This window comes from Geothermobacter ehrlichii (genome assembly GCF_008124615.1).
Lineage (GTDB): Bacteria > Desulfobacterota > Desulfuromonadia > Desulfuromonadales > Geothermobacteraceae > Geothermobacter > Geothermobacter ehrlichii.
On sequence record NZ_VNIB01000010.1, the window covers coordinates 62,123 to 74,520 of the forward strand.

The 12,398-nt window shown below is 62.2% G+C and carries 11 protein-coding genes; 2 read left to right on the forward strand and 9 right to left on the reverse strand.

The features are described from left to right. Window positions 1-41: 41 nt before the first annotated feature. The 4 genes from EDC39_RS10885 to EDC39_RS10900 form a co-directional block, all read right to left on the reverse strand. Entirely contained in the window at window positions 42-821 is a 780-nt protein-coding gene (locus EDC39_RS10885; protein ID WP_148896416.1) for an IclR family transcriptional regulator, read from the reverse strand. 356 nt (window positions 822-1,177) lie between these two features. Continuing rightward, window positions 1,178-2,401 carry a tRNA pseudouridine(13) synthase TruD gene (gene truD, locus EDC39_RS10890; protein ID WP_148896417.1) on the reverse strand — a complete coding sequence of 408 codons (1,224 nt, stop codon included), beginning with the start codon at window positions 2,399-2,401 and terminating at the stop codon, window positions 1,178-1,180. Between the two features lie 4 nt (window positions 2,402-2,405). Then, window positions 2,406-3,134 carry a tRNA (guanosine(46)-N7)-methyltransferase TrmB gene (gene trmB, locus EDC39_RS10895; RefSeq protein ID WP_148896418.1) on the reverse strand — a complete coding sequence of 243 codons (729 nt, stop codon included), beginning with the start codon at window positions 3,132-3,134 and terminating at the stop codon, window positions 2,406-2,408. Between the two features lie 85 nt (window positions 3,135-3,219). Beyond that, complete coding sequence (locus tag EDC39_RS10900; protein WP_148896419.1) at window positions 3,220-3,525, reverse strand: c-type cytochrome; 306 nt, start codon at window positions 3,523-3,525, stop codon at window positions 3,220-3,222. A gap of 186 nt (window positions 3,526-3,711) precedes the next feature. Here EDC39_RS10900 and aroF point away from each other — a divergent pair, with 186 nt between their 5' ends. Further along, window positions 3,712-4,716, forward strand: coding sequence for a 3-deoxy-7-phosphoheptulonate synthase (gene aroF / locus EDC39_RS10905; protein WP_148896420.1), 1,005 nt, complete (start codon window positions 3,712-3,714; stop codon window positions 4,714-4,716). Here the strand turns inward: aroF and EDC39_RS10910 are convergent. Further along, window positions 4,701-5,573: a metallophosphoesterase gene (locus EDC39_RS10910; protein ID WP_148896421.1), complete on the reverse strand. Its 873-nt coding sequence runs from the start codon at window positions 5,571-5,573 to the stop codon at window positions 4,701-4,703. The genes aroF and EDC39_RS10910 overlap by 16 nt on opposite strands. A gap of 111 nt (window positions 5,574-5,684) precedes the next feature. Between EDC39_RS10910 and EDC39_RS10915 the strand changes: the two genes are divergently transcribed. Then, the gene (locus EDC39_RS10915; RefSeq protein WP_148896422.1) at window positions 5,685-6,881 is read left to right on the forward strand and encodes an FprA family A-type flavoprotein; all 1,197 of its coding nucleotides are present in this window, start codon (window positions 5,685-5,687) and stop codon (window positions 6,879-6,881) included. Between the two features lie 130 nt (window positions 6,882-7,011). On the opposite strand, the gene EDC39_RS10920 is transcribed toward EDC39_RS10915, so the two are convergent. The 4 genes from EDC39_RS10920 to EDC39_RS10935 form a co-directional block, all read right to left on the reverse strand. Further along, entirely contained in the window at window positions 7,012-7,413 is a 402-nt protein-coding gene (locus tag EDC39_RS10920; protein ID WP_148896423.1) for a gamma-glutamylcyclotransferase family protein, read from the reverse strand. 147 nt (window positions 7,414-7,560) lie between these two features. Then, window positions 7,561-8,634 (reverse strand): fatty acid desaturase, encoded by a 1,074-nt coding sequence (locus tag EDC39_RS10925; RefSeq protein WP_148896424.1) that lies wholly within the window; start codon window positions 8,632-8,634, stop codon window positions 7,561-7,563. A 287-nt stretch (window positions 8,635-8,921) separates the two neighbouring features. After that, entirely contained in the window at window positions 8,922-11,348 is a 2,427-nt protein-coding gene (locus EDC39_RS10930) for a hypothetical protein (protein WP_148896425.1), read from the reverse strand. Between the two features lie 604 nt (window positions 11,349-11,952). Next, the gene (locus EDC39_RS10935) at window positions 11,953-12,372 is read right to left on the reverse strand and encodes a hypothetical protein (protein WP_148896426.1); all 420 of its coding nucleotides are present in this window, start codon (window positions 12,370-12,372) and stop codon (window positions 11,953-11,955) included. Window positions 12,373-12,398: the final 26 nt, after the last annotated feature.

The following is a 12,398-nucleotide window of genomic DNA, read 5'->3' on the forward strand; positions in this document are numbered from 1 at the left end:
CCGTCTGGCCGGGGGCGTCTGGTTGCGGTTGGGGGATGGGGTTACTTGTGGTAGCCGAGCCGGGTCGAGAGCTCTTCCGCCGCCTTGACCACCAGCGGCGCCAGCTCCTTTTCGATCAGCTCCATGGGCATCCGCATCGAGGGCCCGGAGATGCTGATGGCGCCGACGATGCGGCGGGTGTAGTCGCGGATCGGGGCCGCGATGCAGCGGACGCCGGGGTCGAGTTCTTCGTCGTCGATGGCGTAGCCCTGCTCGGCAATCTTCTTCAGTTCCGCCTTCAGCTTGTCGCGGTCGGCCAGGGTGGTCGGCGTATGGGCCTCCAGCTCATCGGGCAGCACCTCTTCCAGCTCCTCTTCCGACATGTGGGCCAGGTGAACCTTGCCCGAGGCGGTGCAGTAGGCCGGCAGCCGGGTGCCGACGCGGGAGACGACCCGCACCGTCTGGTCGGTTTCGACGACATCGAGGTAGACGATGTGCGATTCCTTGAAGATGGCCACGTAGGAGGTTTCGTTGCACTGTTTGACCAGCTTCTCGAGAATCGGCTTCGCCTGCCGCAGAAGCCCCATCTGCTTGATGAAGGTCTGCCCCAGTTCGAGGGATTTCAGCCCGAGCCGGTAGTTTTCGGTCGCCTTGTTCTGCTCGATGTACCCCCGCGATTCGAGGGTGGCCAGCAGGCGGAAGACGTTGTTCTTGTGCAGTTTCAGCCTCTTGGACAGCTCGGTGACGCCGAGTTCGTCGACATCGTCGTGAAACTGTTCGAGCAGGTCGAGAGCGTGCGAGACTGCCTGGATGATATATTCGGATTTTTCTTTCTTGGCCATGTTTCCAGAATCCCCTCGTCTAGAGTCGGCGGACAAGACCCTTCATCATAGAAAAAAACAGCGCTGTGTCAAGGACAAAAGGCGGCTGTTCGATTTGGCCAAACGGCGAAAATTCGTTGGAGTTTCAGCCTTCTGGCCGTGATGCTTCTTGTCTCGAAAATAATAGAATGCTGTTTTATGTCTGTCAACCGGAAGCGGTTCCGTAGACGGCTTTTTCCGATGGAATCAGCATGTTGACGCCGAACGGAGCCCTGTCGCCGGCCGCCATTGATGTGTGTTTTTTCAACCGGCTGCGGCGCGGCGAGGCCTGCCTTTCCAACCGTTCTCCATGCTGGCTAGCAAGGACAGTGCCGGAATCACTCGACCAGGTCGACGTCGCTCTTCATCACTTCGCGCAGGACGCTGGTGGCGAAACTGCCTCTCGGCAGGACGAAGCCGAGACGGAGCCCGTCCCCTTCTTTTGTGATGTCGACCTGGTCGAGGGGGACGCGCAGCGGTCGGCGCTCGCCGTCCATGGTCAGTCCGTCACCGAGGCGAAAGTCGGCAGGTTGCAGGCTGAACTTGTCGAGCAGGCTTTGCTCGAGCAGGCCGGCCTGGCCGGAGGCGAGCAGGATCTTGCGGCCGAACAGGGGGCCGGTCGGGCTGATTTCGAACCGGTCGGCCCGTGGCTGCTCCCGTTGCGGGTCTTCGACGCGAAAGCAGGCGCCGTTGTCGTGCTTCCAGGCGATGTCGCCCGGCCAGAGACGTTCGATGCTGGACAGGCGCATGGCGAGCAGGCGGTCGAACAGCTCCGCCTGCAGGGCGGAAAGATAGAGCCTGAGCCGGCGGCGGGGGAGGCTGAACAGGGCCTGTTTTTCGCCGCGGCCGTCGGCCAGGGCTTCGATCATGCGCCGTTCGTCGCGCATGCGGGCCGGCAGATGGCGCAGGCAGGCCTGCAGGTCGCCGGCGTGAAAGGCGGTCGCAGCCTGCCGCCAGGCGGCGTGGTCGATCTGTTGCGGGTCGCCGATGATTTCGGCGATGGCCTGGCGGTATTCCCGGCGCAGCAGGGCGGCGCCGACCCGGCCGTTGTTGCCCAGAACGCCGTAGCGCTGCGGTCCGAAGAAGTTGGGAACGCCCAGGTCCTGCAGCACGGCCAGCACGTCGGCGGCGATCTGTTGCGCATCGGGCACCGTGTTTCGCAGCCGGATGCTGAAGCGGTTGCCGGCCAGGTGTCCCAGCCGCAGCTTGTTGCCGTGCCTGACCGCTTCGAGCAGGCGCAGGCCTGGGTGGGCGAGCCGTCCGGTCTGATCGGGGGCGATTCCGGGCAGCGAGAAAGTCTGGATTGTGACGGCGCGGGTGTCCTTCAGGCCGGCGTAGCCGATGTCCCGTTCGCGCAGGCCGAAGGTTGCGGCCAGCAGCCGGACGACCTCAAGGGTTCCCAGGCCGATCTTCTCCAGCCGCAGGTAGAGATGGTCGCCTTCGCCGCACGGCGGGTAGAGGGGGATCTCCTCGACACGGAAATCCTCCGGTTCCTGCCGGATGACGCCGCCCGTTCCGGGCAGGGCCGCGGTGAGATGGCCGGGGCGTAGCGATTGCCGCATTTATTCAGCCTTCCTTGATCCGGCGCGGCCGGTTGCGGCGGTTTTCCCGCGCCAGCCAGCGCAGGCGGAAGCCGGGTTCGAGTCCGGGCGGCTTGAGCAGCTCGGCGGGAAGATCTTCCGCCCGGCGGTAGTGGAACAGGTGGATGGGCTGTCCCTGCTCGAGAAAGCGCCGCATGTACTTGGACACCGGGTAGTCGCCGAGGTCGGTGGTGTAGGGGGTTTCGGTCTGGCGGATGTAGCCCTCGACGGTCGGCAGGATGTCGGCCACCATCTCGGCATAGTCGGCAAAGTCGGTGGCGAACCAGAAGTGGCCGCCCGGTGCCAGGTGGCAGCGCAGCAGCTCGAGGAAGGTGCGGTTGACGAGCCGGCGGCTTCGGTGGCGCTTTTTCGGCCAGGGGTCGGGGCAGTTGATGTAGACGGCGGCCAGGGACTGCGGCGGCACGAAGTGGTTGAGCAGCCAGCGCGCCTCGGCGCGCATCACCCGGATGTTGGTCAGGCCGGTCGCCTCGACCCGGTTGCAGGTTTTCAGGCAGCCCTTGTTGAAGATGTCGATGGCGACGAAATTCCATTCCGGGCGGCGGGCCGCCTCCTGGACCAGGAAGTCGCCGACGCCGCAGCCGATTTCCAGGGCCAGGGGCCGTCGGTCGGGGAAGATGTTCTCGATCCCCTTCGCTTTCAGTTCCGGCTCGCGGACGAAAACCGGCGAATCGATGTAGATCATCCTCTGGGTCATGGTTAAAGTCCCCTGCGACGCGAAATCGGCGGCACGTTAGCACAGGCGGCAGCGCGGTGGCAACCTGCCGGACTGGAGCGGATTCCTATTGTTGACCGGCGAAAAAGTCGGCCAGGGCTTCGAGATCGTCCTGCGGGAGAAAGGCGTAGGACGGCATCGGCCTGCCGGTTTCGACCGGCGGCGGGGTGCGCAGCAGGCGCAGAATGGCCTGCCGGTCACGATGGCGGCCGACCTGGTCGAGGGACGGGCCGATGCTGCCACCGCTCCCCTCGAACCGGTGGCATCCCTTGCAGCCGAGGGCGTTGATCAGCCCCCGGGCGCGGGCCTCGTCGGCGGCGCAGACCTGTGGCGTCAGCAGCAGGAAGATGGCGAGCAGGATGAGTCGACTCATGGTTCGCTCCCGCGTATTGGACGCGTATTGGAAGGTGAGGGCTATCATAGCCCTTCACCCGGTCGATGCAAAGAGGCGGACGGGAAAAATGTTGCCAAGGTTCGGCGGCAGCGCTAGGCTAACCTGATATCCGTCCATTCGTTGTCGCCGGTGCCGGACGGACGAACCCATCCGAGGAGACCGACCATGCTGATCGTCATGCATCACAGCGCCACCAGCGAGCAGATCGAACGGGTGATCGCCGAGATCGAGGCCATGGGGCTGAAGGCCGAGCCGATTCCCGGCTCGCTGCGCACCGCCATTGGCGTGCTGGGCAACCAGGGTTATGTCGACGACACCACTATCCGCAACCTGCCCGGTGTGCGCGAAACCATCCATGTCAGCAAGCCCTACAAGCTGGTGTCGCGCGATTTCCATCCGCAGTCGACCCTGGTCGAGGTCGGCGGCGCAGTTTTCGGCGACGGCCACCCGCCGGTCATCATCGCCGGCCCCTGTTCGATCGAGAGCGAGGAGCAGATGCTGATGGCCGCCCGGCAGGTTTCCGCTGCCGGAGCGCACATGCTGCGCGGCGGGGCGTTCAAGCCGCGCACCGGACCGCACAGCTTTCAGGGGCTCGGCGTCGAGGGACTGAAGTATCTGCGTCAGGCGGGGAATGCCGTCGGCTTGCCGGTGGTGACCGAGGTGATGCGCATCGAACAGCTGCCGGTGGTCTGTGAATACGCCGACATGCTGCAGATCGGCGCCCGCAACATGCAGAACTTCGATCTGCTCAAGGAGGTCGGCAAGACCGGGTATCCGGTTCTGCTCAAGCGGGGCATGAGCGCCACCATCGAGGAGTTTCTTGCCGCCGCAGAGTACATTCTCGCCGAGGGGAACGACAGGGTCGTTCTCTGCGAGCGGGGCATCCGTACCTTCGAGCGGGCGACCCGCAACACCCTCGATCTGTCGGTGGTGCCGCTGATCCGCGAGATGAGCCACCTGCCGATCATCGTCGATCCGAGCCACGCCACCGGCAAGCGGGCGCTGGTGCCGATCATGGGCAAGGCGGCGCTGGTGGCCGGGGCCCACGGCCTGATGATCGAGGTCCATCCCGATCCGGCCCGCGCCCTGTGCGACGGCGCCCAGAGTCTCGACACCGACGGGTTCGGCGCCCTGATGGCGGAGTTGCAGAGGCTTCAGGCGGTGCTCTGAGACGGCGCCGTGCCGCGCAGTTCGATCAGGGTCAGTTCCGGCCGGCAGTTGATGCGCAGCGGCAGCACGCTGGCCCCCAGTCCTCGCGACACGTAGAGGGGCGTGTCGTGCAGGCCGACCCGGTAGTGGCCGGCGATGAAGCGGCCGCTGTACCTGGGAAGATAGAGCGGCGGCAGAAGCGGCACCCTGATCTGGCCGCCGTGGGTGTGTCCGCTGAGAATCAGCCCGATATCGGGGCCGAGCAGGCGGTGTTCGAAGGCGGGTACGTGCGACAGCAGCAGGTTGAAGGCCCGCCGGTCGGCCCTGTCGGCAAGGCGGCGCAGGCTGTCGGCGGTGGACGGGTAGTCGAGCCCGAGAATTCTCAGCCGGATTCCTCCCTTGAGAAAATCAGCGGCTTCGTCGATCAGCAGCCGCACCCCCCGGGCCGCGAACTTGCGGCGCAGGTTGTCTCCTTCGAGGCGCGACCAGTATTCCCAGTTGCCCTGAACGGCGTAACTCTCGGCGATTCCCTGCAGCCGGGCGAGAAACTGCAGGACTTCCCTGATGTTGCGGCGTTCTTCCAGATAATCCCCAGTGTGGAGAATGAGATCTGGCCGCAGGCTGGCAATGCGGTCGACGACATGCCGGTGGAAATCGCCGAGCCTGCCGATGTGCAGGTCGGCCAGCTGGACCAGTCGCAGTTTCGCACCGCTTGGCAGCCGTTCGCTTTCGAGGATCAGGGTTTCGACGGTGAGCAGGTTCGGTTCGAGAACCAGGCCGTCGACGGAGATCAGGCCGCCGAGCGCCAGCAGGCCGTTGCGCAGAAAGCGCCTTCTCTTTTTGTCGTGGGGAGCCGTGGTTTCGTTTCGTGCCTTCATGATCGCTCAGTCTAACATGGCATTGAGACCTTGCCGCCCGGCTTGCGCCGGATGCCCTTCTTAGCTATAGTTGACCGGGTTTGTCGTTCATTCGCAAGGAGATTGTTCATCATGGAGCGAAGTGTTGCAGTCTGTAACGGTGTTGACTGGGTCGGTGTCCGCCATCCCGATCTGAAGGTTTTCGACGATCTCTTCCCGACCCATAACGGGACCACCTACAATGCCTACCTGGTGCGCGGCAGCGAAAAGACCGCGCTGATCGACACCGTCAAGGCCCCCTTCCGCGACGAGTTTCTGAGCAAGGTCGGCGAGCACCTGCCGCCGGAAAAGGTCGACATCGTGGTGGTCAACCATACCGAACCGGATCATTCCGGTGCCGTGGCTGCCCTGATCGAGCGCAACCCCGATATCGTGGTCTACTGCACCAAGGCGGCGGAGAACTTTCTTCGCCAGCTGCTCAACCGTCCCTTCAACAGCCATGTGGTCAGCGAGGGGGAGGAGGTCGATCTCGGCGGCAAGACCCTGCGCTTCATCCTCGCTCCCTATCTGCACTGGCCGGACACCATGTTCACCTACCTGGTGGAGGAGAAGGTGCTCTTCCCCTGCGACGCCTTCGGTGCCCACTACTGTCCGAACCGGCTGTTCGACGACGAAATCGCCGATTTTTCATACGATTTCTACTTCTATTTCGACTGCATCATGCGTCCCTTCAAGGACAAGATCCGCGATGCCGTGGCCAAGGTTGAGAAGCTGGAGATCGACATGGTCTGTCCGTCGCACGGTCCCATCCGCCGGCGCGGCGGCCGGGACGTCATCGCCACCTACAGGCGCTGGGCGGCGCCGCCGCCGCAGGCCGACCGGCCCAAGGCGTTGATGGCCGTGCTTTCCAGCCACGGCAATACCCGCGAAATGTCCGAGGTGATCGCCGAAGAGCTGGAGAGACAGGGGGTCGACGTTCAGACCTTCGCCATCTCCGGCATGCGCGACGACGACTACCGCAACGCCCTGGAAGAGGCCGATGTGCTGATTATCGGCACCCCGACAATCCAGCGCGACGCGCCACCGCATGTCTGGCATGCCCTGGCCCTGATCTCCTCGGTGACGCCCAAGGCCAAGCTGGCGGCCGTCTTCGGTTCCTACGGCTGGAGCGGAGAGGCGGTGAAGATGGTCGAGGACCGGCTCCGGGGGCTCAAGTACAAACTGGCGGCCGAGAGCATCTCCTTCCGCTTCGCGCCGACCGAGGAGAATCTGCAGACCTGCCGCAGGTTCGCCGAGCAGGTGGCGAGCACGGTTCTGTGCGAGGAATGACAGACGCCTCCCAAGACATTCGCTGACAGTTTCAGTCGCTCGCTGAAGCGATTGCAGATTCTCGACAAAGCAGACCTGTTTCAAACGCCTGGGGCCGTTCTACCGTGGAGCGGCCCTTGTTTTGTGGTGCTCAGTTCCCGGCGAGAAAATCCCCGGACGGGATGCGCTCCAGCCCGGCGACGGGCCGGTTGTAGACATAGACCCACGCCCTGAGTGAACGGCCGGCGGCGCCCTGCACCCTGTGCAGTTCGCGGACGTATTCGGTCGGTTCCGGAAAGCCGGGACCACATTCCTCGTACTGATCGAGCAGCGGCAGCAGCCGTTCCGGCTCTTTCAGCCGCCAGATTTCGCCAATAACCCTTTCATGCGGATAGACGGATGGAATGGCTCCCGGGTAGTCGGCGACCCGGTAGAGCCGTCCCTGCCAGCTGGCCGGGCCCAGGCAGACGGCCAGTTCCGTCAGCAGGCGGTGCATGGGATGCCCGGCGTCGCGGCGCAGGGTGCCGTAGACGAACAGGGTGTCGATGGTCATGGCATTTTCCGTTCGTGGTCGCTGTGGCTTTCTGCCAGTCGTTTGCTGCTTGCGAATTGGTTCGCTGAGAAGGTGACTTTCCAATCCTGGCGGCGAAGGTCCGGAATGCAAAGACGGTCAGCGAACTTCCCCGGAGGGGCCATCCCGTCAGGTTGCCGGCGAAAGCCCGGTTGTCGCATCGTGCGACCCGTGTTTCGGAAAGCCGACCATCTGCCGTTTTTCTTCGTCCCAGAGTTTCAGGCGAAAGCAGGCCAGGCTCTGCCGCAGGGTGAGCGGCTCGATGGCGCGCAGTTGCGGAATCGTGTCAAAGCAGCTTTTCAGTCGATAGTTCGGAATGGTTGGATTCAGGTGATGAATGTGGTGATAGCCGATGCTGCCTGAAAACCAGCGCAGAATCGCCGGCAACTGTAAGAAGGAGCTCCCCTCCAGGGCGGCGCGCAGCGGATCCCATTCAGGCGTGCGCGCCCAGTAGCCGCCGGGGAACTGGTGCTGGACGAAGAAGAGACTGATGCCGGCCGCTCCGGCCGTCCAAAGCACCGGGATCTGGATTGCCAGGTAGGTTTTCAGGCTGATGGTTTTGTAGGCCAGCAGGGCGATGGCGACAAGCGCCAGGTTGGTGAAGATGACGCTTGCTCGTTCCTGGCGGCGGACCTGTCGCGAGGGAAAGCGCTGTCCGAGAATGAAATTGAACAGGGCGCCCAGGCCGACGACGACCAGGGGATGACGGTAGAGGCGGTACAGCAGGCGGGTTCGCCGGGGGGCAGCGAGATACTCCTTCAGGGTCATAGTCCAGATGTCGCCGAAGCCGCGCGAGTCGAGGTTGGCGTAGGTGGCATGGTGGCGCAGGTGACTGAAGCGCCAGTCCTCGAACGAGGTGAAGACCAGAATGCCGAACAGATGACCGAAAAAGCTGTTGGCGCGCCTGCTTTGAAACAGCGAACCGTGCACGCAATCGTGAAACAGAATGAACAGCCTCACCAGAAACGCTGCTGCCAGCAGAATAAGCGGCACAATCAGCACCAAAGGGGCGTCCCGCTCGATGGCCCGCACCAGCAGATACCAGAGTCCGGCGTAAGGAATCAGGGTGTTTGCCACCTGCCAGGCGGCAATGCGGTCGTCGCGCCGGCGAAACGGCGCCAGTTTTTTGTACCAGTCGGGCCAGACGGGCGCCTTTTTGGCCTGTGGTTCCTTTGCGCTGACAGCAACCGATGATTTTTCCATTGGTTGCACCTCTCAGTCTGACATTCTCACTTCTCACTACCGACTATTTTATCGACCGGTCGGCAAAGAGCAAAGGGGCAGGCCAGGACAGTATCCCAGTTTTCTGGGGACGATCGGGACAGCAAGGGGGCTGTCCGTCGCCAGGACGCTTGGCCTCTTTTGGTTGAGCAGGGCATGATCGACCGGCGTTGCCGCAATAGGGACGGCAGGAGGCGGAAAGCCAGAACAGAAGAGGGTGCTCTGTGCGGCACCCCCTTCTGTTGCCTGAAAATAGCCGTCGGTGTCTGCTACTGCACCGCTTCACCCTCGACGTATTTGACGCTCAGACCGCTCGGCGGCGTGCCGATAGAGGGAGCCGCCGGCAGGACCAGGCTGCTCAGGTCCAGGGCTGCGGCCGGAGCCAGATCCGGCGCATTGGCCGGGGCACTGATGGTCGGCAGAATGACGCCGATCTCGATCGGCTTGACGAAATAGTTGGCACTGCCGCTGGTCAGCTCGGTGCCGGCCGGCAGGTTGACGATCTTGCTGGCCAGCTCCTGGGTCAGCTCGAAATGGTTTTTCTCCAGCTCCCAGCGCATGTCCGGCAGGCCGTGCATCCAGCCGTCGAATTCGAGGGAGAAGTTGATCGGGGTGCCGTTGACACTCAGGGTGACCGGGTCGAAGCGCAGCGGATCGTCGAGATAGAGGTAGTTGCCGCTTCCGTCGACCAGGTAGGTGACCGCGCCCCAGCCGCCGGCCTGCGGATCGGCGTATTCCCAGTTGAACTGCATGTTCAGGGCAATATCGTCACTCGGGTCGCTGCTGGTGCCGTTGTCGTCGTAGGCCATCAGCCCCCATTGCCCGACAGTGACCGCGCTGCTGTCACTGCTGTCGCGCAGCAGCATGTTGGCCGGGTCAAAGACATAGCGGCTGCGGTTGGTCGGGTCGTCCCAGGGGTAGGCGAAGTAGCTGATGCCGCTGAGCAGGGTGGCTGCGTTGTCAGGGGTGACCACCAGCTGCTGTTCCATCTGCACCTGGTAGTCGTTTGCCGTGCCGTTGGCTGCGATCCGCCGGACGACGAAGTTGACCCCACGGTTGTTGACGTAGTACTCCCGGTCGAGGGGGAAGTCGAAGGGGCCGAGGTTGGTCTGGGCAAAGGTCGGGGTCCAGGTCTGCTGATCGAAGCTGACCAGGTCTTTCTCTTCCCAGCCGCTGGCTCCGCCGGTAAAGTCCCCGGTGTACTCGATGTAGACCGAGCCGCCCATCCAGACGTTGAGGCGGTCCTGGTCGGCCGGGACAAAGGCCATCCCCTTGTTGCCCATGTTGTCCGTTTCGAAGAAGCCGCTGCCGTCGTACATCAGCATTGTGCTGCTGTTGGTGCCCATGTCCCAGTAGTTGATACTGACTTCCTTGCGCCCGGCCGGGTCCGGAATCAGGGAGGCGAGTCCCTGGGTGAAGTCGCTGCAGCTTTCGCCGCCCATGCCGTTGTTGGCCTGGGGATCCCAGAGGCATTTGTTCCAGCGATTGTTGGTGGCATCGAAGACCAGGTCGAAGCTGTCACCGATCCAGATCTCCACCGGGATGCCGGCAATCTGGCTGATATCGGCACTGCTGAGCAGGCGTTTTGTAAGGGTACCGTTGAAGGTCCTGGTGGTGTAGTTTTTCCCGCTGGTCTGGCCGCTGTAGTCTTCCCGGGTGACGGTGGTGCCGTCGGGGAGCAGGCCGTTCGGGCTCCAGAGCTGGTGGTGTCCCTGCCAGGCGCCGTAGAAGCCATACTGCCGGTTGCCGTTGCTGTCGGTATAGGTTACCGGAAAACCGAAATTGCGGTTTTTTTCCACATTGGCCCCGCTGGTGCCGTCGAACACCCCGTACCGATAGGCGATTTCGACCGGATTGCTGCGGTCCTTGTACTTGGTGACGACGTTGTTGCCAGTATCGGTCATCTGCAGGGCCAGGGTGCTGGAATCATAGGCATAGGTGACCGGCGAAGCCGGCAGGGTGAAGCTGCCGCTGCCATCGTAGCAGGGACTGTCCTCTGTGCCCGGATCATAGTTCCAGCAGTAGCTCCAGTCGCTGATTTCGGCCTTGCCGTAGCCGCTGCCGCTGCCCTTGTGCATGATCGCTCTGGTCGAGGCCGTGAGGGTTATGGTGTTCGAGCCGCTCGGGCCGTCGAAGGTGTCGGTGTACGTCATGTTTTCGCTCAGCCGCAAGACCGTTTCGCCGCCGACCACATCAGCGTCGGCGTAAAAACGGCCCGGAGGCGTCTGACCGGTCAGCAGGGCGTTGATCGACCATTTGCCGTAGTCGAGGTAGCTGCCGTCGGCGGCCTGGTTGGGGGCCTGGTAGATTTTCACTTCCACCTCGACCGGGTCGCTGTCGCTGACGACCCAGACATGCACCAGGTTGACCTGTTGGCCGTTTTCGGTGGTCATCCGGGAGTCGACGATCCATTCCTCGAGGTCCTTGGTCGTCTTGCCGTCCCGTTCCTCGTACCAGGCAACCATGCACTTGTAGGGGCCGGCGCCGACATTGGCCGGATCGTCGTAGTGTGTCTGGGTCATGGCGTTGAGAATGGTCTCGATGATGCCGAACACTTCCAGGGTCGGTTCGTCGACGTAACGGGCGACCGGAGTCGTTTTGTAGTCCGAGTCGGCGGGCAGATCCGCCGCCGAGGTCGCCAGGGTGCGGATGCTTCCGGCCAGGCTCAGGGTGCCGGCCGAGTCTCCGGTCGACACGGCCGAAATTTCTGTCGGCAGGCCAATTCCGGAAGTCGTTACGCTGCTGGTTGTGGACGAGCCTCCTCCGCCACAGCCACTCAACAGGGTGCAGAGGGTCAAACCCAGGGACAATCCCAGAAATGTCATCGTGCGCAGGGTGTTCATGACCAGCCTCCGTTTCGATGATGCTTGCGAAGAGGTGTCGGTGGTTCGTTGTTTTTTGTTTGCCAGGAGGGATTGTCGGTGGCAGGTATCGATTGTTTCGGCTTATCGGCGTGGAGGCTTTAGGGGAATTTCAGGGGGAAGCAGCGTTGGCAAGGAGGGGCAGGAAGCCGATGGGGGTGCACTTGCAACTTGAATTTGCTCTGCGACAGATCAAGCCCTGCCGTGACAATCTGCTCGTCGGTTGCGCGTGTATGTTCACCTGGTGCCGGCTGGCCGACCTGCGTGCCGACGAGGAAATCGAATTCGTCGGCAGCCAGTGGGGAATCGCAGGCCGGAAACCGGCAGGGTACCGAAGAACTGCCGCTTGTCAAATGAATGGAAAGGGGGCTCTTTTGCGTTAACAGGCTTTTTTACCCTGCGGCAGGGTAGCTGATAAGTGTTATGTGTGACTTATGACTTACTTATAGGCTGTAAAACCTTGTTTAATACTTCCTCGAACTGGACGAGAAAAGAAGGTTTTCTTTAACAAATCAAGTGACAATGGTTCACTACGATTCCATGGAAATAGGGAAACACAGCGCGCCATAGTGCAATAACCAAATATTACCTGCGCCCAAGTGCCTATGGTAGGGACCCAGTATATAAATTGCAGTGGCTTTGGTAGCGCAACGAGAAGAAGAATTAGATAAAAAAACCGCACTTGAATAGGAAAGGCAGTAATGCTACGCTCTCTAATTACGAAGTGAAATAACTGAAATACAGTGAGTCCTATGGCAATAATAAATCCTGTCGGTTCGCCCAACACACCATATGTAAGCAGTCCTGCCGTTGCCACCCAATACCACCAGCCGATATCTTTATACTCGATCATAAACATATAAATATCCTCAGTTTGAAATCACA

Coding starts and splice junctions, on each gene's coding strand:
- EDC39_RS10900 (WP_148896419.1), bottom strand. CDS start 3,525: ATGAGTCGACTCATCCTGCTCGCCATCTTCCTGCTGCTGACGCCACAG.
- EDC39_RS10885 (WP_148896416.1), bottom strand. CDS start 821: ATGGCCAAGAAAGAAAAATCCGAATATATCATCCAGGCAGTCTCGCAC.
- EDC39_RS10920 (WP_148896423.1), bottom strand. CDS start 7,413: ATGACCATCGACACCCTGTTCGTCTACGGCACCCTGCGCCGCGACGCC.
- trmB (WP_148896418.1), bottom strand. CDS start 3,134: ATGACCCAGAGGATGATCTACATCGATTCGCCGGTTTTCGTCCGCGAG.
- EDC39_RS10935 (WP_148896426.1), bottom strand. CDS start 12,372: ATGTTTATGATCGAGTATAAAGATATCGGCTGGTGGTATTGGGTGGCA.
- EDC39_RS10910 (WP_148896421.1), bottom strand. CDS start 5,573: ATGAAGGCACGAAACGAAACCACGGCTCCCCACGACAAAAAGAGAAGG.
- EDC39_RS10925 (WP_148896424.1), bottom strand. CDS start 8,634: ATGGAAAAATCATCGGTTGCTGTCAGCGCAAAGGAACCACAGGCCAAA.
- aroF (WP_148896420.1), top strand. CDS start 3,712: ATGCTGATCGTCATGCATCACAGCGCCACCAGCGAGCAGATCGAACGG.
- truD (WP_148896417.1), bottom strand. CDS start 2,401: ATGCGGCAATCGCTACGCCCCGGCCATCTCACCGCGGCCCTGCCCGGA.
- EDC39_RS10915 (WP_148896422.1), top strand. CDS start 5,685: ATGGAGCGAAGTGTTGCAGTCTGTAACGGTGTTGACTGGGTCGGTGTC.